Below are 19569 nucleotides of genomic sequence, written 5' to 3'. Positions count from 1 at the left end.
CCGGTGAAGGAACATGGTGAATCGTTCAGCCCGGTTCGGCTTCGAACAGTTCCTCGGATTCAGCGTGAACGGCCGGTAAAGGTTGCTGGCCCGTTGCGACGTTCAAGAAATCGCAATGAGTTGGCGGCATCGTCACCGGGCTTCACTCTTTCCGGCTGATCGCGACCGATGACTCTCAAACGTTACCGCATCGAGGAAAGCCTCGGGCTCGCAGGTCCCGCCGTGGCCACCGAAGCCGCCGTCTCGTCGGAGGCGGTAACCCTGAACAACAAGCGCCTCGAGGAGATCCTCTCGGCGATCCAGGATCTTCGGAAGGTCACGCAGACGAGCACCGTCGAGACGATCGACGCCTGCCGGCGCGAGCTCAACGAAGCCTTCGCGATGCGGTCCGAACTCGACATCATGAAGGATGCGATCACCCGCACCAAGCAGGAGATCGCGACGCTCTACCGCTCGGAGAATACCGGCAAGGGCATGCGCCGCGTGGCGGGCGAACTCGACGCCGTCGTCGACTCCACCGAGCGCGCCACCAGCACGATCCTAGGCGCGATCGAGGAAATCGAGACCAACGCCAGCATGCTGCGCGCCATGACCACCACCATGGCGGGACGCGAGAACATCGACGCGATCCTCGACCGCGTCGTGGTCGCCTTCGAGGCCTGCAACTTCCAGGACCTCACCGGCCAGCGCATCAACAAGATCGTCGGCGTGCTGAAGTTCATCGAGGAGCACCTCGACCGGATGATCGAGGCCTGGGGCGGCCTCGACAGCTTCAGCGAGCTGCTGGGCGCCCATCCCGCCAAGATCGACATCGACGACGAGAGCTCGCTCCTCAACGGGCCGAAGCTCGAGGACGATATCGGCCACGTCGACCAGGGCGACATCGACGCGCTCTTCGACTGAGGCGACGGGGCCTCGTCGCCCCGCGCGCCGCCTGGATCGCCCCTTCCCTCGCCTTCCCCCGAGGCTTAAGTCAGCGGCATGAGCCGCGCGCCCGCGAAAGACCACGCCTCGAAAGATCTGCCGCCTGACGGCTTCGACGATCAGGACGGCCTGCAGGATGGGTTCTCGCAGGACGGGTTCCCGCAGGACGGCGGCCGGGAGGACGACGCCGAGGAGGCGCTCGACCTCGCGCAGGCCGACGACGCCCCCGAGATCGACTTCGATTTCGAGGAGGGCGCGGTCAAGGCCGGCACCGAGGTGATCCGGCGGTTCTGGACGACCCTACCGACCTCGCCCGGCGTCTACCGGATGTTCGACGACAAGGGCGACGTGCTCTACGTCGGCAAGGCCAAGAACCTCAAGGCGCGGGTCGGCTCCTACGCGCGGGGCCAGGCCCATTCCAACCGCATCGCTCGCATGATCTCGCAGACGGCGGCGATGGAGTTCGTCACCACCGCCACCGAGACCGAGGCGCTGCTCCTCGAGGCCAACCTGATCAAGCAGCTGAAGCCGCGCTTCAACGTGCTGATGCGGGACGACAAGTCGTTTCCCTACATCCTCGTCACGGCGGATTCGGAAGCGCCGCAGATCATCAAGCACCGCGGCGCCCGGCGCCGGAAGGGCAGCTATTACGGCCCCTTCGCCAGCGTCTGGGCGGTGAACCGCACGGTGAACGCCCTCCAGCGGGCCTTCCTCCTGCGCACCTGCACGGACAGCTACTACGAGAACCGCACCCGGCCCTGCCTGCTCTACCAGATCAAGCGCTGCTCCGGTCCGTGCACGGGCGAGATCGACCTCGCCGATTATCGCGCGCTCGCCGACAACGCGAAGAGCTTCCTCGCGGGCAAGTCGAACGCCGTGAAGGACCGCATGCGCGAGGAGATGCAGGACGCCTCCGAGAAGATGGAGTTTGAGCGCGCGGCCCGGTTCCGCGACCGCATCGCCGCCCTGTCGGCGATCCAGGGGACGCAGGGCGTGAACACCCAGGGCGTCGAGGAGGCCGACGTCTTCGCCCTCGACGAGCAGGCGGGCCAGTTCTGCATCGAGGTGTTCTTCTTCCGCAACTTCCAGAACTGGGGCAACCGCGCCTACTTTCCCAAGGCCGACCGCACCATGACGCCGGACGAGGTCCTGGCCTCGTTCATCGGGCAGTTCTACGACGACAAGCCGGCGCCGCGCAGCGTCCTGGTCTCGCACGCCATCGAGGATGTGGAACTCCTGGCCGCCGCCCTGTCGAGCCGCACGGAGTACCGGGTCGAGATCCACCAGCCCCAGCGCGGCGAGCGCAAGAACCTCGTCGAGTACGCTCAGCGCAACGCCAAGGAGGCGCTGGGCCGGCGCCTCGCCGACACCGCCTCGCAGGGCAAGCTCCTGGTCGCCCTCGGCCAGTCCTTCGGGCTCTCCGGCACGCCCCGGCGGATCGAGGTCTACGACAACTCGCACATCATGGGCACGAACGCCGTCGGCGGCATGATCGTCGCCGGGCCGACGGGCTTCGCCAAGCAGCATTACCGCACCTTCAACATCAAGTCGGAGGAGCTGACCCCGGGCGACGATTACGGGATGATGCGCGAGGTGCTGCAGCGCCGCTTCAAGCGCCTCGTCAAGGAGAACCCGCGCACCGCCCGGGAGGCCGCGATCGCGGCGAGCGAGGGCGGCGCCGAGGCGCCGGTGCCCGAGGCGCCGCCGGAGAGCGACACCCTGCCGGCCTGGCCCGACCTCGTGCTGATCGACGGCGGCAAGGGGCAGCTGGACGCTGCCCGGACCGCCCTGGAGGAGATCGGCGTCACCGACGTCGCCCTGGTGGGCATCGCCAAGGGCCGCGACCGCGACGCCGGGCGCGAGACGTTCTTCGTGCCCGGGCGCCCCCCCTTCAAGCTGCCGCCGCGCGATCCGACCCTGTACTTCGTGCAGCGCCTGCGCGACGAGGCGCACCGCTTCGCCATCGGCAGCCACCGGGCCAAGCGCAAGCGCGAGATGGTGCGGAACCCCCTCGACGAGATCGCGGGAATCGGCCCCAGCCGCAAGCGCGCGCTGCTGCACCACTTCGGCACCGTGAAGGCGATCCAGCGCGCGGCGTTCGAGGATCTGGCGAAGACCCCGGGGGTCAACGCCGCCACGGCGCGCGCCGTCTACGACTTCTTTCACACCCATGCGTGACGAGATCGGCGGGTCCGAGCGGTTGACCCCCACCGCCGCACATGGTTTCACGCCTGCGATGAATCCCGTCCTCACCCGCCGCCGGTCGCCAGCCTGGACGCTCGCGAACTGCCTGACCTACGGGCGGCTCGTGGCGGTGCCGGTCGTGGTCGCGCTGCTGTACTGGCCCACCGAGCCCAGCGCGCGCTTCGGCGCCCTGGCGGTCTACATCCTGGCGGCGATCACCGACTACCTCGACGGCTACGTGGCGCGGACCTACGACCAGAGCTCGGCCCTCGGGCGGATGCTCGATCCCATCGCCGACAAGCTGCTGGTGGCCGCCTGCCTGCTCATGCTGGCCGCCGACAACACCATCGTGGGCTGGACCCTCTGGGCCGCCATCGTGATCCTGTGCCGGGAGATCCTGGTCTCGGGCCTGCGCGAGTATCTCGCCGAGCTGAAGGTCGGCGTTCCGGTGAGCAAGGTCGCCAAGTGGAAGACCACCGTGCAGCTGATCGCGATCGGCTTCCTGGTCGCCGGTCCGGCCGGGGAAACGATCCTGCCGGGCACGATCCAGACCGGCACCGTCCTCCTCTGGATCGCCGCCGCGCTGACGCTCTATACCGGCTGGGACTACCTGCGCGCCGGCATCAAGCACGTCATCGACGACCCGCGCTGAGGGACACCACGCGATGAAGCTCGTCTATTTCGCCTGGGTGCGCGAGCGCGTCGGCAAGGCCGAGGAGACCATCGACCTCCCCGCCGGGATCGTCACGGTCGCGGATCTCGTCGACTGGCTGCGCGGCCGGGGCGAGGAATACGCCTACGCCTTCGAGACCACCGGCATCGTCCGCGCGGCGATCGACCGGGTCCATGCGAAGCCGGACGCACCGATCGCCGGCGCCGCCGAGATCGCGTTCTTCCCGCCGATGACCGGGGGCTGATCCGGCCCTCGGTCGATCGGACGGGGACCCGCATCCGCCGAGCCCGCCCGACGCTTGAGCGAAACCGGGCCTGGGTTCAGCGCTGGCCCAGGGCCGCGGTGAAGGCCGCGAGGTTGTGGCGCATCATCGCCACGTAGGTCGGCGCCGGCCCGTCCGGCCCCGACAGGGCGTCGGAGAAGACCTTGCCGCCGATCACGGCACCGCTCTCGCGGGCGATCTGCTGCATCAGGCGCGGATCGCTGATGTTCTCCAGGAAGACGGCCGGGATCTTCTCCTGGCGAATCTGGCGGATGATCCGGGCGACGTCGCGCGGGCTCGCCTCGCTGTCGGTGGACACGCCCTGGGGGGCGATGAAGGTGAGGCCGTAGGCGGCGGTGAAGTACCCGAACGCGTCGTGGGTGGTGATGATCCGGCGCTGGGCCTTCGGGATCGCGGCGATCCCCGTCCGGACCTCGCCCTCAAGGGCGTCGAGGGAGGCGACATAGGCCTTCGCGTTGTCGGCATAGGCCGCGGCATGGTCTGGGTCGATCCGCACCAGGGCATCCCGGATGTTGCCGACGTAGATCCGCGCGTTGGCGATGCTCTGCCAGGCATGGGGATCGTCGTGGTGGCCGTGCGCGTGACCAGGCCCGTCATGCCCGTGGCCGTCATCCTCGGCCTCGATCGGCTTGACCCCGGCGGAGGCGACGATCACCGGCGCCTTGGTGCCGGAGGCCTTGATCAGCCGGTCGATCCATCCCTCGAGCCCCAGGCCGTTGACCACGACGAGCCTGGCATCCGCCAGGGTCCGGGCGTCGCTCGGCGCCGGTGCATAGCCGTGGGCATCCGCGTTGGGCTGCACCAGGGAGGTCACGGCGACATGGTCCCCGCCGACCTGGGCCACCAGGTCGGCCAGGATCGAGAAGGTCGCGACGGCGCGCAGCTTCGTCTCCGCCGCCGAGACCGGACCGACCAGGCCGAGCAGGAGCACGAGGGCGGCAGGCAGGCCGAAACGCGGGCGCGGGAACGGGAGCCGGAGCGGCATCGGAGACGATCCTTTCGGTAAGCTCCCCCGCTCTACTGTAACATTATCACATTTCCTAGCCGGGCCGTGGAGCGTTCCCCCGTGGCTTCCGCTTGATCTCGCCGGCGGGCGGACGCAAACACCCCCGCAGTCGCGGCCTCTGCGCCGACGGGCGGGCATGACACGGAAAGAGCGGACCAGATGGCGCGACGGGCGCTTCCCAAGAGCGACATCCTTCCCCTCCTCGGCCGGGTCTGGCGGGAATGGCTGCGTCCGCACCGGGCGACCCTCGCGGTGGTTCTGGTGCTCATCGCCATCGTGGGAGCGGCGACGGGCCTGTACCCGACCCTGATCAAGCTCGCCTTCGACGCCTTCGACCGCAAGGATATGGGTGCCCTCGCCTACGGCCCGGTGATCGTCATCGCGATCACGTCGATCCGCGGCTTCGCGCTGTTCGGCCAGAACGTCCTGACCAACCGGGTCGTCACCCGGGTCGAGGCCGACATGCAGGCCGCCCTCTACGGACACCTCATCGACTCCGATCTCGCCCAGCTCGGGCGCGAGAGCCCGGCCGCCTTCACCCAGCGCTTCACCACGGATTTCGCCTTCATCAAGGAGGCCCTGACCCGCATCTCGACGGTGCTCCTGCGCGACATCGCCATGCTGATCGCCCTGGTGGCGGCCCTGGTCTGGATGGATCCGATCCTCACCCTGGTGGCGGGCGTGGTGGTGCCGTTCGTTGCCGGCCCGATCGGCCGGGTCGGCAAGAAGCTGCGCCGGGTCTCGACCGCGACGCAGGAGCGGATGGGCCTCACCGCCAGCCTGATCACCGAGAGCCTGCAGGGGGCCCGCATCGCCAAGACCTACGCCTTGGAGGGCTACCTCAAGGGCCGGGCGCGGGGGGCCTTCGACGAGGTGCGCCGCCTCAAGATGAAGGCCGCCAATGCCCGCGGACGCCTCGATCCGCTCCTCGAGATCGGCGGCGGCTTCGCGGTGGCCGCAGTGCTGGCCCTGGTCGGCCAGCGCGTGACCTCGGGCGACCGCACGGTGGGCGACTTCACCGGCTACGTCACCGCGCTGCTCCTGGCCTCGCAGCCGATCCGCACCCTGGGCACCCTCAACGCGATCCTTCAGGAAGCCGGCGCCGCCCTGCAGCGCTACTTCGCTCTCATGGACGAGGCGCCGCAGATCCGCGACGTGCCGGGCGCGCCCCCGCTGCAGGTGGCGGGGGGCGAGATCCGCTTCACCGGCGTGCAGTTCCGCTACCGCGCCGACGCGCCGGCCCTGGAGGGCATCGACCTCACCGTCCCGGCCGGGGCGACGGTGGCCCTGGTCGGGCGTTCGGGTTCGGGCAAGTCCTCCCTCCTCAACCTCGTGCCGCGCCTCTACGACGTGACCGAGGGCGCGGTGCGCATCGACGGGCAGGACATCCGCAGCGTCTCCCTCGCCTCCCTGCGCGCGGCGGTGGCCGTGGTCTCACAGGACGTGGTGCTGTTCGACGACACCATCGCGGCCAATATCGGCTTCGGCCGGCCGGGAGCGACCCGCGCCGAGATCGAGGCGGCGGCCGAGGCGGCGGCGGCCCACGGCTTCATCAGTCGCCTGCCGGAGGGCTACGACTTCCCGGTCGGGCCCTCGGGCGGCCGCCTCTCGGGGGGCGAGCGCCAGCGCATCTCCCTGGCCCGCGCCTTCCTCAAGGACGCCCCGATCCTCCTCCTCGACGAGGCGACGAGCGCCCTCGATTCCGAGTCGGAGCGTCTGGTCCAGGACGCGCTCCTGCGCCTGATGCGGGGCCGCACCACCCTGGTCATCGCGCACCGCCTCTCCACCGTGCGCGATGCCGACTGCATCGTCGTGATGGAGGCCGGGCGGATCATCGAGACCGGACGCCACGAGGCGCTGGTGACGGCGGGCGACGCCTATGCCCGGCTGCACCGGATGCAGCTCTCCGGCGACGCCGCGGACGCCGTCGTACCGGCCTGACGGGACCGATCCGCCGGCCGCGCGTTGAGCCGGCCGGAGCGGGACTCGGACGTCGATGCGCACAGAGCCTTTCGGAACCACGGCGGACGGCGCGGCCGTGACGCGCCATACCCTCACGCGGGGCGACCTGCGGGTGCAGGTGCTCGATTACGGTGGGATCGTCAGCCGGATCGACGTTCCGGACCGCAGGGGCCGCGTGGCCAACGTCGTCCTCGGGGCCGCCGACCTCGCAGGCTACGTCGCGAGCGACGCGCATTTCGGGGCCCTGATCGGGCGCTACGCCAACCGGATCGCAGGCGGGCGCTTCAGCCTCGACGGAGCGATCCATCAGCTGCCCCGCAACCAGGGCCGCAACACCATGCATGGCGGGCCGGAAGGCTTCGACCGGCGGGTCTGGCGGGTCGAGGCCGCCGACGCGGCCAGCCTCACCCTGGCCTACCGGTCCGCCGACGGCGAACAGGGCTTCCCGGGCAACCTCGACGTCACCGTGACCTACCGCCTGGGGGACGACGGCACCCTGGCCATCGCGTATGCGGCGGTCACCGACCGGCCGACGATCGTCAACCTGACCAACCACAGCTACTTCAACCTCGCCGGCGAGGACGCGGGCAGCGCCCTCGGGCACATGGTCACCCTCGCGGCGGATGCGGTGCTGGAGACGGATGCCGAGCAGATCCCCACGGGCAGGATCCTGCCCGTGGCCGGGACGCCCTTCGACTTCCGGACGCCGACGGCGCTCGGGGCGCGCATCCGGACGGCGCATCCGCAGCTCGCCCTCGCTCACGGCTACGACCACACCTACGTGCTCGGCGGCGACGGGACCCTGCGCGCAGTGGCGCAGGCGGTCGATCCGGCGAGCGGGCGCAGCCTCACCGTGGCCACGACGCAGCCTGGGCTGCAACTCTACACCGCGAACATGCTCGATGGCACCGTGACGGGCTCGGGCGGCGGGCTCTACCGCGCCGGCGATGCCGTCTGCTTCGAGGCCCAGGGCTTCCCGGACGCCCCGAACCACCCGGCCTTTCCCAGCACCGTCCTGCGACCGGACGCGCCGTTCCGGGCGACCACGACCTATCGGTTCGGCACCGTTCCGTAGGGCGGCCGTCCGGCGCCGCGGCGCAGCTCAGCCGTGATGCGCGTCCGGCTCGACCAGGATCTCGCGCTTCCCCGCATGGTTGGCCGGGCCGACGATGCCCTCGATCTCCATCTTCTCCATCAGGGAGGCGGCGCGGTTGTAGCCGATCTGCAGGCGGCGCTGGATGTAGGAGGTCGAGGCCTTCTTGTCCCGCAGCACCACCTGGACCGCCTGGTCGTAGAGGTCGCCGCCGGACTCGCCGAAGCTGCCCTGGTCGAAGACCGCGCCGTCCAGCTCGATCTCGTCGGCGCCGCCCTTTCCGCCCGCCGCACCGTCCTCCTCCGCCGTGACGGCCTCGAGGTAGGAGGGCCGGCCCTGGCGCTTGAGGTGGGCGACCACGCTCTCGACCTCCGAGTCCGAGCAGAACGGCCCGTGCACGCGCGTCGTGCGCCCGCCGCCGGCCATGAACAGCATGTCGCCCTGGCCCAGCAGCTGCTCGGCGCCCATCTCGCCCAGGATCGTGCGGCTGTCNGAGCAGAACGGCCCGTGCACGCGCGTCGTGCGCCCGCCGCCGGCCATGAACAGCATGTCGCCCTGGCCCAGCAGCTGCTCGGCGCCCATCTCGCCCAGGATCGTGCGGCTGTCGATCTTGCTCGTCACCTGGAAGGAGATCCGGGTCGGGAAGTTGGCCTTGATCGTGCCTGTGATCACGTCGACCGAGGGACGCTGGGTCGCCATGATCAGGTGGATGCCGGCCGCGCGCGCCATCTGCGCCAGGCGCTGGATCGCGCCCTCGATGTCCTTGCCCGCCACCATCATCAGGTCGGCCATCTCGTCGACCACGATCACGATGTAGGGCAGCGCCGANTGCGCCAGGCGCTGGATCGCGCCCTCGATGTCCTTGCCCGCCACCATCATCAGGTCGGCCATCTCGTCGACCACGATCACGATGTAGGGCAGCGCCGACAGGTCCATCTCCTCCGTCTCGTACACGGCCTGGCCGGTCTCGCGGTCGAATCCGGTCTGGACGGTCCGGGTCAGGATCTCGCCGCGCCCGCGCGCCTCGGCGAGACGGGCATTGAAGCCGTCGATGTTACGCACACCGACCTTCGACATCTTCTTGTAGCGCTCCTCCATCTCGCGCACGGCCCACTTGAGGGCGATGACCGCCTTCTTCGGGTCCGTGACCACGGGGGAGAGCAGGTGCGGGATGCCGTCGTAGACGGAGAGCTCCAGCATCTTGGGGTCGACCATGATCAGGCGGCACTCCTCCGGCTTCATCCGGTAGAGCAGCGACAGGATCATCGTGTTGATGGCCACCGACTTGCCCGAGCCCGTGGTGCCCGCCACCAGCAGGTGAGGCATCTTGGCGAGATCGGCGATGATCGGCTCGCCGCCGATGTTGGCCACCGACTTGCCCGAGCCCGTGGTGCCCGCCACCAGCAGGTGAGGCATCTTGGCGAGATCGGCGATGATCGGCTCGCCGCCGATGTTCTTGCCGAGGCACAGGGCGAGGCTCTGCTTCGTCTCGGCGAAATCGGCCGAGGCGAGGAGCTCGCGCAGGTACACGGTCTCGCGCCGGGCATTCGGCAGCTCGATGCCGATGGCGTTGCGGCCGGGGACGACGGCGACGCGGGCGGAGACCGCCGACATCGAGCGGGCGATGTCGTCCGAGAGCGAGATCACGCGGCTCGACTTGGTGCCGGGCGCCGGCTCCAGCTCGTAGAGGGTGACGACCGGGCCGGGGCGCACCGCCAGGATGTCGCCGCGCACGCCGAAGTCGCTGAGGGTGGCCTCCAGCAGGGTGGCGTTCTGCTCCAGGGCCTCCGAAGAGATCTGGCTGGAGGCGGGCAGCCGCGGCGGGTCGGCGAGGAGTTCCAGGGCGGGGTGCCGGTAGTTCTCGGCATTCTGGGGTTGGGGCGGTGGCGTGCGACGGGGGGCGGCCGGGACGGGCGCCGGGGCCGCGGGCGCCACGCGGGAACGCGCCGGCGCGGCGGCCTCGACGGGAGGCGCCTCGAGATCGGCCGCGTCGTCGGCGTCCTCGTCGTCGTGGTGCACGGGCGGCGGGGGGCGCCGGGTCGCGGACGGCGCCTGCGGCGGCGCGTCGAAGACCGGCTCCCGCCGGCCGTCCGAGGGGGCCACCCGGGCATCGGGCGCGTGGGTCGCCCAGGGGGCGTCTTCGGGCGCCGCGAAGGCGCGCTGTGCCGCGAGGGCCGGCGAGGCACCAGCATAGGCGAGTGCGGTGGCCGCCGCCGCGCGCTCGGCCCGCCAGTCGGCGAGGCGCGCCGCCAGGGCCGCGCGCCCGCCCATCAGGGCCTGCGCCATCGCCCCGAGGGAAACGATGCCGAGGCTCGGCTCGTCATCCTCGTAGCGTCCGTCATGGCTGGCATCGGGCCGGCCGCGCACGGCCTGGCGCGCGGGGGCCGGCGGCGCATCGTAGGCGTCGAAATCCTCCGTATCGAGCTCACCGACCCGGCAGGCACCCGTGAGGCACAGGATCGCGACGCCGGCGAAGAGGAAGCCCGCGAAGGCGTGGAGCGGGGTCGCCACGATGCCGAGCATCATCCGGGCGGCATGCATCAACGCGTCGCCGGCGACACCGCCGAGACCGGTGGGCAGGGGCCAGCGCGCCGTTGACGGCAGCGCGCTCGCCACCGCGCTCGCGGCGAAGAATCCGATGATCCAGAGGGTCAGGCGCAGGCCGCCCCGGGGCAGCGCCCGCGTGCGCATCAGCTGGATGCCCCAGAGCGCCGGGGGCAGCACGAAGGCCAGGGAGCCGAGTCCCAGGAGCTGCATCGCCAGGTCCGAGACGACGGCCCCGCCGGTGCCCAGGACGTTGTGGGCCGCATGGTCGGTGGCGTGGTTGAGGCTCGGATCGTCGATCGACCACGTCGCCAGGGCGACCGTCAGCGCGGTGGCACCGGCAAACAGCACGAGACCGCCCAACTCTGTCATTCGCTTGGCCAGGAACGGGCGAAAGCTGTCGACGAAAGTATCGTAGGGCGATGCGGAACGGCGAAGCGAGCGCATGCGGTACCAGACACGATGGGGAACTGTCCGGTGACGGTAGCGTCGGCGGAGTTAACGGCTGGCTAAGGTTGAGACTTCCCTTCGCGCTCCGTCGCAATGCGGTCCTTCGTTGGGTCGTTCCCGCCTGGGATCGTGCCTGCCTCGGGTTATCCCGGTGCGATGGGCGCTGGACGGGCCGATGGCGCGCCACCGGGCCGGACCCGCCTCGCGGCCCCGCAACGTCGCCCGAAGTCTGCGGACGGCCCGCCTCGACCGGACCGCCGAAACGAGAAAGGCCCCGGTCACGGGGACCTGGGCCTTTCCTTCCGACGCCCGTGGGCGCCGGAAGCGTTCGTTGCTGCGGCTTAGTAGTTGTAGGCGCGCTCGCCGTGATCGGCGATGTCGAGGCCCTCGCGCTCCTCGTCCTGGGTCACGCGCAGGCCGATGGTGAGATCGACGAGCTTGTACAGGATGGCGGAGCCGACGCCCGACCAGAGGATGGTGAAGCCGACGGCCTTGATCTGGCTCATCAGCGCGGCGCTGGTCTCGTAGGCGCCGACCGCGAGCTCACCGGGCTTGGAGGTGTAGTCCGGCAGGCCGACGCCGCCGAAGTCCGGGTTCACGAGCAGGCCCGTGGCGACGGCGCCGAGGATGCCGCCGATGCAGTGGACGCCGAAGACGTCCAGGGAATCGTCGTAGCCGAGGGCGTTCTTCACCGTGGAACACATGATGAAGCAGACCGCGCCGGCGACGAGGCCGAGGATGATCGAGCCCATCGGACCGGCAAAGCCGGCGGCCGGCGTGACGGCCACGAGGCCCGCGATGGCGCCCGACAGCATGCCGAGGAGGGACGGCTTGCCCTTCAGCATCCACTCGACGAACAGCCAGGAGAGGGCTGCGGCGGCGGTGGCCACGAAGGTGTTGAGCATGGCCATGGCGGCGGTGCCGTTGGACTCGAGGTTCGAGCCGGCGTTGAAGCCGAACCAACCCACCCAGAGGAGCGAGGCGCCGATCGCCGTCATGGTCAGGGAGTGCGGGGCCAGCAGGTCACGGCCGTAGCCGATGCGCTTGCCGAGCATGAGGCAGCCGACGAAGCCCGCGATCCCGGCGTTGATGTGCACCACGGTGCCGCCGGCGAAGTCGAGGGCGCCCCACTTGAAGAGCAGGCCGGCATCGGCGTTCACCGCGTCGAGGGCCGCCTGGGCGGTCGCCTTCGAGGCGTCGTCGGTGGCAGCGGCCAGCGCCTTGGCGGCGTTGCCAACCGCGTCCGGGCCGCCCCAGTACCAGACCATGTGCGCCATCGGGAAGTAGATCAGCGTGGTCCAGAGGATCATGAACACGACCAGGGCCGAGAACTTCATCCGCTCGGCGAAGGCGCCGACGATGAGGGCCGGGGTGATCATCGCGAACGTCATCTGGAAGCAGATGTAGACGTATTCGGGGATCACGACGCCGTTCGAGAAGGTGGCGACGGTGGAGTTCGGGTCGATGCCCTTCAGGAACGCCTTCGACAGGCCGCCGACGAAGTCGTTGAGACCGCCGCCGTTGGTGAAGGCGAGGCTGTAGCCGAAGATCACGAACAGCAGGCAGGAGATGCAGGCGATGGCGAAGACCTGCGTCAGGACGGACAGCATGTTCTTGGTGCGAACGAGACCGCCGTAGAACAGGGCCAGGCCGGGCACGACCATCAGCAGCACGAGGGCGCTGGAGATGAGCATCCAGGCGGTGTCGCCCTTGTTCGGAACGGGCACGGCGCTCGCGGCGGCCGGCACGGCCTCCGCCGTCGGCGTCTGCGCAAGGGATGGCTCGATGAACAGGAGTGCCAGCGCGGCACCCCCCAGCCCGAGCGCCAGGGCATTGCGAAGTTTCATGGAAACGAGACTCCCGATCGCGGTGCGATGCTGATGTGAAGAGGACAGGTCAGGGGCGCCCGGACGCGATCGTCCGGACAGGCGGTCGCCTCAGAGGGCGTCGACGTCGGTCTCGCCGGTGCGGATGCGGACGGCCTTCTCGAGGGGCACGACGAAGATCTTGCCGTCGCCGATCTGGCCCGTGCGGGCGGCGGCCGCGATCGCATCGATCACGCTGGCGACCAGATCGGAGGCCACGGCCACCTCGATCTTGAGCTTGGGCAGGAAGCTCACGGCGTACTCGGCGCCCCGGTAGATCTCGGTATGGCCTTTCTGCCGGCCATAGCCCTTCACCTCGGTGACGGTCAGGCCGTGGACGCCGATGCCGGTCAGAGCGTCGCGGACCTCCTCCAGCTTGAACGGCTTGATGATGGCCATCACGATTTTCATGGGCGACGCCCCCTTAAGCTACGAGTTGAGTTCGACGAGGTGAACCGGGTGGACAGAAACATGCGCGCGTGGAGGCCACCGGCCGGCGCACGCAAGCGTCGCGACACGATCGGACCGGCCGGTGCGCCCGAGCCGCTTCCAGCCCGTTCGCCCGCACACATATTCAAGGACTATGCCAACGGAACTTTTTCGCCGGATGCGCATCTGCCCAAGAAGTATCCGGTCATTGACTCAGGACGCAGCGTTTCCACGGCCAAGTTTGCCCGCAAAATAGGCAATACGCTGCCGACGCAGGCAACTCGTGCATCGAAGCAGCGTCTTTCGCAGCTTCGACCGGGCGCAGTCAGGCCTCGGTGCGGCGAGGCCGGATCATGCCTTCCTGGGCCACGGACGCCACCAGCGTGCCGTCGCGCGTGAAGATCTGTCCGCGCGCGAACCCCCGGGCCCCATCGGCGCTCGGACTGTCCTGGGCATAGAGCAGCCAGTCGTCGGCCCGGAACGGCCGGTGGAACCACAGGGCGTGGTCGAGGCTCGCCGACTGGATCTCCGGGTCGAACACGGTCTGCCCATGCGGGATCAGGGTGGCGTCGAGCAGCGTCATGTCGGAGGCGTAGGCGAGGACGGCGCGGTGGATCGCCGGATCGTCGGGCAGGCGGTCGACGGCCCGCATCCAGACGTGGAAGCGCGGCTCCCGCGGGGCCCGGCGCAGGTAGCGCTCGATCTCGACGGGCCGCAGCTCGATGGGCCGCCGCCGGCCGAAATAGGACAGGATCGGCGCCGGGATCGCGAGCCCGTGCCGGGCGGCGTCGGCGGTGGCAGCGGGGGCCTCCGGGACCTCCTCCGGGGGAGCCACGTCCGGCATGGTCGCCTGGTGGGTCGCGCCCGCTTCCGCGTCGTGGAAGGAGACCGACATCGTGAAGATCGCCCGGCCGTGCTGGTGCGCCACGACGCGGCGCGTGGTGAAGCTACGGCCGTCGCGGATGCGCTCCACCGCATAGTCGATCGGGGCCTTCGGGTCGCCGCCGAGGAGGAAGTAGGCGTGGAGCGAATGCGGCGGCCGGGTCTCGGGCACCGCGCGGGTCGCCGCCACCAACGCCTGCGCCACCACTTGCCCGCCGAAGACCCGGAACCAGCCCGTCTGCAGGCTCTCGCCCCGGAAGAGGTCCGGCTCCAGGCTCTTCAGGTCGAGGATGTCGAGGAGTTCGGTGACGATGCCGGTCATGCCGCTTCCCTGGTCGCCCGGGGATCCCCGGACCGCGTAGACGCCACGGCGCCTCGGGCGATCCTTCACATGTGAACCATCGCGCTGGCAAGGATGCGACGGCCGGGATCGGTCGGCCAGGATCTGTGGGCCAGCATCGGAAGCAAGGTGCGACGGGCGAGGAGCGAGGGGCAAGGTGCGACGGGCAAGGTGCGGCGACGGTTTCGGCGACCGGGCCCGGCGACGATGGCGCGGGCTCGATCCCCGACGCCGCGCGTTGCCCCCGGCGCCGGGGAATGGCACTCCCTCCCGGGCAGCGAGGGTGGCGGGGATCGGCATGGACGGATCGGAGAAGCGCGGAAACCAGCGCAGCGTGGTCATCGCCGGCGCCGGCATTCCCGGGCTGACGCTCGCCCTGGCGCTGGCCCAGGCCAACGGCCCGGCCTTGACGGTCACGCTCTGCGATCCCGGCCTCAGCGCCGGAGCGGCGCGCCATGCCGGGCGGGCCTACGCGGTGGCGGCCGGCGGGCGGCGCATGTTCACCCGCCTCGGCATCTGGGATGCGGTGCAGCACGCCGCGCAGCCGATCCACGACATGGTGGTGAGCGACAGTCGCCTGTCAGACCCGGTGCGCCCGGTCTTCCTGACCTTCGCGCAGGAGGCGGAAGCCGGCGCCCCATTCGCCCATATGGTCGAGGCCGAGCCCCTCGTGGCCGCGCTGCTCGCGGCGGCCGAGGCGGCCGGGGTGGTGTTCGAGCCCACCGGCATCGTCGAGGCTCTGCCGGCCGGCGGCACGACGCGCATCGCCCTCGGCGACGGACGCGTACTGCCGGCCGCGCTCCTGGTCGCGGCGGATGGGGCCCGTTCGCGCCTGCGCGAGGCCGCGAAGATCGGCTGGGTCGGCTGGTCCTATCCGCAGATGGGGCTCGTCGCCACGATCGGGCACGAGCGCGACCATGCGGGGCGGGCCTACGAGCACTTCCTGCCCAGCGGCCCCTTCGCCATCCTGCCCCTGGTGGACGGGGGCGCCCTCGGGCACCGCTCGTCCATCGTCTGGACGGAGCGGGCAGCCGAGGTACCGGCCCTGACGGGCGGCGGACCGGAGGACACCCTGGCCGAGATCGAGCGCCGCTTCGGCCTCAATCTCGGGCGCCTGGCACTGGAGCGGGGCCCGAGCGCGCATCCCCTCGCCTTCGGCATGGCCCGCAGCTTCCGCGGCGAGCGCCTGGCGCTCCTGGGCGATGCCGCGCACGTCATCCACCCGATCGCCGGCCAGGGGCTGAACCTCGGCCTCGCCGGCGCGGCGGTGCTGGCGGAGGCGGTCACCGACGCTCTCCGCCTCGGCCTCGATCCGGGGAGCCCGGACGTCCTGAAGCGCTACGAGCGGGCGCGCCGCTTCGACACCGTCGCAATGGGGGCGGTGACGGACGGGCTCAACCGCCTGTTCTCCAACGATGTGATGCCGCTGCGCCTCGTCCGCGATTTCGGCCTCGGCCTCGTCGACCGGCTTCCCGGTTTGAAGCGCCTCTTCATCGGTGAGGCGGCCGCCGCGCGCGGGCCGCAGCCACGCCTGATGCGCGGCGAGGCACTCTGAGACGCGAAACGGCGGCCCCTTCCCTCGGGAAAGGACCGCCGCAATGGGACTGCTCACGCGCCGAAGACGGCGGGCCGGGGCGCGTTACTTGCCCTTGGCGGCCTTGTTGGCCTTCTCCCGCTCGATGCCCTCGAGGATCAGGCGATGCGCCTCTTCCTTGCCGCCCCAGCGCTTGATCTTGACCCACTTGCCGGGCTCCAGATCCTTGTAGTGCTCGAAGAAGTGCTGGATCTGGTGGATCGTGATGTCGGGCAGGTCGGTGTAGTTCTCGATCCGGTCGTAGCGCATGGTCAGGTGGCGCGACGGCACGGCGATGATCTTCTCGTCCTCGCCGGAATTGTCCTCCATCACCAGGACGCCGATCGGACGGGCGCTGATGATGGCGCCGGGGGCGATGGCGCGGGTGTTGGCCACCAGCACGTCGCAGGGGTCGCCGTCACCCGACAGGGTGTGCGGGATGAAACCGTAATTGCCCGGGTAGTGCATCGCCGTATAGAGGAAGCGATCGACCACCAGGGCGCCGGCCTCCTTGTCCATCTCGTACTTGATCGGGTCACCACCGATCGGAACCTCGATGATGACGTTCACGTCGTCCGGCGGATTCTTGCCAATCGAGACCGCGTCGATGATCATAGCTGTGCTCCCGGAAGCAGGGGCGTCACGGCCCCGTTGCCGGGTGTCTTAAGGCCCTTCCGCCGCGAAGGAAATCGCACCGTGCGGCAGGGGGCGACGTTTGCACGAAATTGTCGGGTGCGCCTCAGGGGCGGTCGGACGAGCCGAAACGCCTGCGCCAGGCCGCGACGAGGCGCCGGACCATGCGCTCGATCCAGCGGGCCGCGTGCTCCAGGGGCACCTTCAGGGCGGGCACGTCCTGGCTGAGCAGAGCGAGGCCCACGGGCAGCATCCAGAGGCCGAGGATCGGCAGGATCGAGAAGATGCCGCCGAGGATGAACAGGATCGCAGCCAGGAGGCGAACCCAGAACCGCGACGGCTCGCGCAGCCAATCCACGGCGCGGCGGATGCGGTCCGGCAGCTTCGCGCTGAGATCCGTGACCCGCCTGTCCCAATCCGCTGCCGTCACGCGCATCCGTCGTCCCGCTCGCCCGCCCGAGGATCCGATCCGCCGGACCGGACCGCGGGGGGCGGCGCAGGCTTCGGCGAAGTCAGCTGAAGCGGAAACCGACCTTGGGCAGAACCGTTCCGGCCATCCGGTCGATGGCCTGGCCGATCGCGATGCCGCCCAGCCCGGTGTAGAAGGCGCAGGCCCGCTCGTTCCCCTCGAGCGACCAGACCCCGACCCGGGTCAGGCCGTGGTCGGCCAAGTCGTTGGAGACCGCCCGGAACAGGCGGCGTCCGAGCCCGAGCCCCTGGTAGGCCGGGCGGATGTAGAGTTCGTCGATCTCGCCGGGGGCCTGGAGAATGCGGCCCCGCGCCGGTCCGTAGACCGCATAGCCGACGATGCTGCTCTCCTGCTCGACCACCACGAGGGGCCGGCTGCGCTGGGTGGCCCCGAGCCACCACTGCGAACTGCGCTGCGAGATCATCCGCTCCAGCGCGACCCCGGGGATGATCCCCCGGTAGGCCTCGCGCCATGTCTCATCGAACAGGTCTGCCAAGGGGTCGGCGTCGGCCGGACGGGCGCGGCGAATGCTGGTGGTGCTCGTTCGCATGACGGATCCCCGCGCTCGATGAGGACGATGGACGGTTCGCAATCGGTGTCGACCCCCGCATCGGTAGCGACGATCCGGGCGAAGACAAGGCGACGGGGACCAACGCAAGCGCGATGCCGGTTGCTCCCCGCGCTCCACAGCGCGTTTGCCGCGGCCGCCGCGCACTGGTAGATCAACCCCTCCCCCTGCCCCGCCAGACCGGTGCCCCCGTCCCCGTGTTCAACCGTTTTCTCTCGTACGAGACCCGCTACGCCCGGCGCATGGCGCGGATCGCGCGCTTCGAGCGCCCGATCGCCGGCCCGGTCTCGCGGGCGAAAGCCTGGGCGAACATGCTTCTGGTGGATCACGGCGTGTTCCGCCTGGCCTACCTGAACCGCCACCGGATCGGCGCGGGCAAGCTCTGGCGCTCGGCCCAGCCGACACCGCACCAGCTGGCTTGGTTCAAGCGCCAGGGGGTTCGCACCGTGATCTCCCTGCGGGGCGGACGCGAGCACGGGTCCTGGCCGCTCCAGCGCGAGGCTTGCGAACGGCAGGGCCTGACGCTGGTGGAGTTCGTGCTGCGCTCGCGGGAGGCCCCCTCGCGGGAGACCATCCTGGCCGCCAAGGCGTTCTTCGACGGGGTCGAGTACCCGGCGATGATGCACTGCAAATCCGGCGCAGACCGCGCCGGCCTCGCGGCGGCGCTCTACCTCATCCTGCACGAGGGCCTGCCGGTCTCGGAGGCCATGGGCCAGCTCTCGGCCCGCTACGGCCATTTCCGGTTCGCCAAGACCGGGATCCTCGACGCGTTCTTCGCGCTCTACCGCCGGGAGGGCGAGCCCAAGGGCCTGGATTTCCTGACCTGGGTCGAGACCGAGTACGATGCGGAGGCGCTGAAGCGCACGTTCCGCCCCGGCTTCTGGTCCGACCTCGTGGTGGACCGGATCATCAAGCGCGAATAGCCCGACACGAAAAAACCCGCCGCGGCCGAGCCGGGCGGGCTTTCGACGAACCGTATGCCGTGGCGCGGGCGCCCGGCAGGGTCGCCTCAGGCGGCGAGACGGATCGTCGACGGGGCGTTCTCGTTGCTGGCGATGAAGCGGCCGGAATTGGAGAGCGGACCGTTCTTCGGGGTCAGGAGATTGGCAGCCACGAAGACCAGCGAGACGTTGAGAGCGGCGGCGGCGACAACGAGAAGAGCGATCATCGGGTGTGTTCCAGGGCGGTTGCGTTGAGCCAGATATGGCACTGCACCATTTTCCTTGGTATACCAAATTCTACACACCACTCATGCGGCCGACGCAGAGCTTCCCGCAAATCGGCGGTCGAGGCGATTCTCGCCCCGCACTCTCCGCATCGCTCAACCCTCAGTTCTGCAAGGCTCAACCAACCTCTGCGGGAAGACTCTGTCCTCGAACCGATAGTTTTCGCAACGCAGCAATCAGTTAATCGACAGACTTTCGAGATCCGCTGCGAAGGACGAAACGTAGCTCGGACTTTCGCCCGTGAGGATGATCAGCGTCAGGATCAATCCCACCGCACCGAGATACACGACCGCGAAGAAATCCTTGTCTTCGCGACCCGCCAGAACGATGCCGGCGAAGGGGACCGTCTGAAGGGTGAGTGCCGCCGCAATGTTCATGGACAACCTCGGTTCATAGGTAACTTCGCATTCTGGCCGGCCATCGGTTCGCCTCTTCGCCCGATCGTCGCACGGTCGGGCGTCGGCC

At 69.9% G+C, this 19569-nt stretch carries 18 protein-coding genes and 2 pseudogenes; 8 read left to right on the top strand and 12 right to left on the bottom strand.

Going from position 1 to position 19569, the window contains the following annotated elements; translation table 11 throughout:
* The first annotated feature begins 168 nt into the window (after positions 1-168).
* From ASF58_RS05705 to moaD, 4 genes are all read left to right on the top strand, one after another.
* On the top strand, positions 169-903 hold the full coding sequence (locus ASF58_RS05705) for a chemotaxis protein (protein ID WP_055948335.1): 735 nt from the start codon (positions 169-171) through the stop codon (positions 901-903).
* Positions 904-981: 78 nt separating this feature from the next.
* Positions 982-3102, top strand: coding sequence for an excinuclease ABC subunit UvrC (gene uvrC / locus ASF58_RS05700; protein WP_055948332.1), 2121 nt, complete (start codon positions 982-984; stop codon positions 3100-3102).
* 58 nt (positions 3103-3160) lie between these two features.
* Positions 3161-3760: a CDP-diacylglycerol--glycerol-3-phosphate 3-phosphatidyltransferase gene (gene pgsA, locus ASF58_RS05695; protein ID WP_055948933.1), complete on the top strand. Its 600-nt coding sequence runs from the start codon at positions 3161-3163 to the stop codon at positions 3758-3760.
* Between the two features lie 13 nt (positions 3761-3773).
* Complete coding sequence (gene moaD, locus ASF58_RS05690; protein WP_055948330.1) at positions 3774-4025, top strand: molybdopterin converting factor subunit 1; 252 nt, start codon at positions 3774-3776, stop codon at positions 4023-4025.
* 76 nt (positions 4026-4101) lie between these two features.
* On the opposite strand, the gene ASF58_RS05685 is transcribed toward moaD, so the two are convergent.
* Positions 4102-5049, bottom strand: coding sequence for a metal ABC transporter substrate-binding protein (locus ASF58_RS05685; RefSeq protein ID WP_055948327.1), 948 nt, complete (start codon positions 5047-5049; stop codon positions 4102-4104).
* 180 nt (positions 5050-5229) lie between these two features.
* Between ASF58_RS05685 and ASF58_RS05680 the strand changes: the two genes are divergently transcribed.
* Both ASF58_RS05680 and ASF58_RS05675 read left to right on the top strand, forming a co-directional pair.
* Positions 5230-7011: an ABC transporter transmembrane domain-containing protein gene (locus ASF58_RS05680; RefSeq protein ID WP_055948323.1), complete on the top strand. Its 1782-nt coding sequence runs from the start codon at positions 5230-5232 to the stop codon at positions 7009-7011.
* 55 nt (positions 7012-7066) lie between these two features.
* A complete protein-coding gene (locus tag ASF58_RS05675; protein ID WP_055948320.1) occupies positions 7067-8107 on the top strand; it encodes an aldose epimerase family protein in 1041 nt (346 codons plus the stop codon).
* Positions 8108-8134: 27 nt separating this feature from the next.
* Here the strand turns inward: ASF58_RS05675 and ASF58_RS26985 are convergent, their stop codons facing one another.
* The 6 genes and pseudogenes from ASF58_RS26985 to tesB all read right to left on the bottom strand — a co-directional run bounded on the left by ASF58_RS26985 (position 8135) and on the right by tesB (position 14617).
* Positions 8135-8551, bottom strand: a complete 417-nt coding sequence (locus ASF58_RS26985) for a DNA translocase FtsK (protein WP_244477206.1) — start codon at positions 8549-8551, stop codon at positions 8135-8137.
* A gap of 67 nt (positions 8552-8618) precedes the next feature.
* Positions 8619-8953: pseudogene (locus ASF58_RS26980) on the bottom strand (FtsK/SpoIIIE domain-containing protein); the annotation flags it as partial.
* Positions 8954-9052: 99 nt separating this feature from the next.
* Positions 9053-11116 (bottom strand): annotated as a pseudogene (locus ASF58_RS05670) (DNA translocase FtsK 4TM domain-containing protein); the annotation flags it as partial.
* A 344-nt stretch (positions 11117-11460) separates the two neighbouring features.
* Positions 11461-12966 carry an ammonium transporter gene (locus tag ASF58_RS05665; RefSeq protein ID WP_055948313.1) on the bottom strand — a complete coding sequence of 502 codons (1506 nt, stop codon included), beginning with the start codon at positions 12964-12966 and terminating at the stop codon, positions 11461-11463.
* 90 nt (positions 12967-13056) lie between these two features.
* On the bottom strand, positions 13057-13395 hold the full coding sequence (locus ASF58_RS05660) for a P-II family nitrogen regulator (protein ID WP_055948310.1): 339 nt from the start codon (positions 13393-13395) through the stop codon (positions 13057-13059).
* Positions 13396-13738: 343 nt separating this feature from the next.
* On the bottom strand, positions 13739-14617 hold the full coding sequence (gene tesB, locus ASF58_RS05655; RefSeq protein WP_055948304.1) for an acyl-CoA thioesterase II: 879 nt from the start codon (positions 14615-14617) through the stop codon (positions 13739-13741).
* Between the two features lie 316 nt (positions 14618-14933).
* Between tesB and ASF58_RS05650 the strand changes: the two genes are divergently transcribed.
* Positions 14934-16190: an FAD-dependent monooxygenase gene (locus ASF58_RS05650; protein ID WP_055948300.1), complete on the top strand. Its 1257-nt coding sequence runs from the start codon at positions 14934-14936 to the stop codon at positions 16188-16190.
* 84 nt (positions 16191-16274) lie between these two features.
* On the opposite strand, the gene ppa is transcribed toward ASF58_RS05650, so the two are convergent.
* From ppa to ASF58_RS05635, 3 genes are all read right to left on the bottom strand, one after another.
* Positions 16275-16823 carry an inorganic diphosphatase gene (ppa, locus tag ASF58_RS05645; protein WP_055948297.1) on the bottom strand — a complete coding sequence of 183 codons (549 nt, stop codon included), beginning with the start codon at positions 16821-16823 and terminating at the stop codon, positions 16275-16277.
* Between the two features lie 124 nt (positions 16824-16947).
* The gene (locus ASF58_RS05640) at positions 16948-17277 is read right to left on the bottom strand and encodes a hypothetical protein (protein ID WP_055948294.1); all 330 of its coding nucleotides are present in this window, start codon (positions 17275-17277) and stop codon (positions 16948-16950) included.
* A 76-nt stretch (positions 17278-17353) separates the two neighbouring features.
* Positions 17354-17860 carry a GNAT family N-acetyltransferase gene (locus ASF58_RS05635; protein ID WP_055948291.1) on the bottom strand — a complete coding sequence of 169 codons (507 nt, stop codon included), beginning with the start codon at positions 17858-17860 and terminating at the stop codon, positions 17354-17356.
* 215 nt (positions 17861-18075) lie between these two features.
* On the opposite strand from ASF58_RS05635, the gene ASF58_RS05630 reads away from it, so the two are divergent.
* Positions 18076-18801 (top strand): tyrosine-protein phosphatase, encoded by a 726-nt coding sequence (locus ASF58_RS05630; protein ID WP_055948288.1) that lies wholly within the window; start codon positions 18076-18078, stop codon positions 18799-18801.
* Positions 18802-18887: 86 nt separating this feature from the next.
* On the opposite strand, the gene ASF58_RS25620 is transcribed toward ASF58_RS05630, so the two are convergent.
* Entirely contained in the window at positions 18888-19046 is a 159-nt protein-coding gene (locus ASF58_RS25620; RefSeq protein ID WP_156375529.1) for a hypothetical protein, read from the bottom strand.
* Between the two features lie 234 nt (positions 19047-19280).
* On the bottom strand, positions 19281-19481 hold the full coding sequence (locus ASF58_RS05625) for a hypothetical protein (RefSeq protein WP_055948284.1): 201 nt from the start codon (positions 19479-19481) through the stop codon (positions 19281-19283).
* Between the last annotated feature and the right edge of the window lie 88 nt (positions 19482-19569).

Source organism: Methylobacterium sp. Leaf125, assembly GCF_001423085.1.
In the GTDB taxonomy this organism is placed as follows: Bacteria; Pseudomonadota; Alphaproteobacteria; order Rhizobiales; family Beijerinckiaceae; genus Methylobacterium.
The sequence above is the reverse complement of the archived record's forward strand: the minus strand, read 5'-3'. Positions and strand labels throughout refer to the sequence as shown.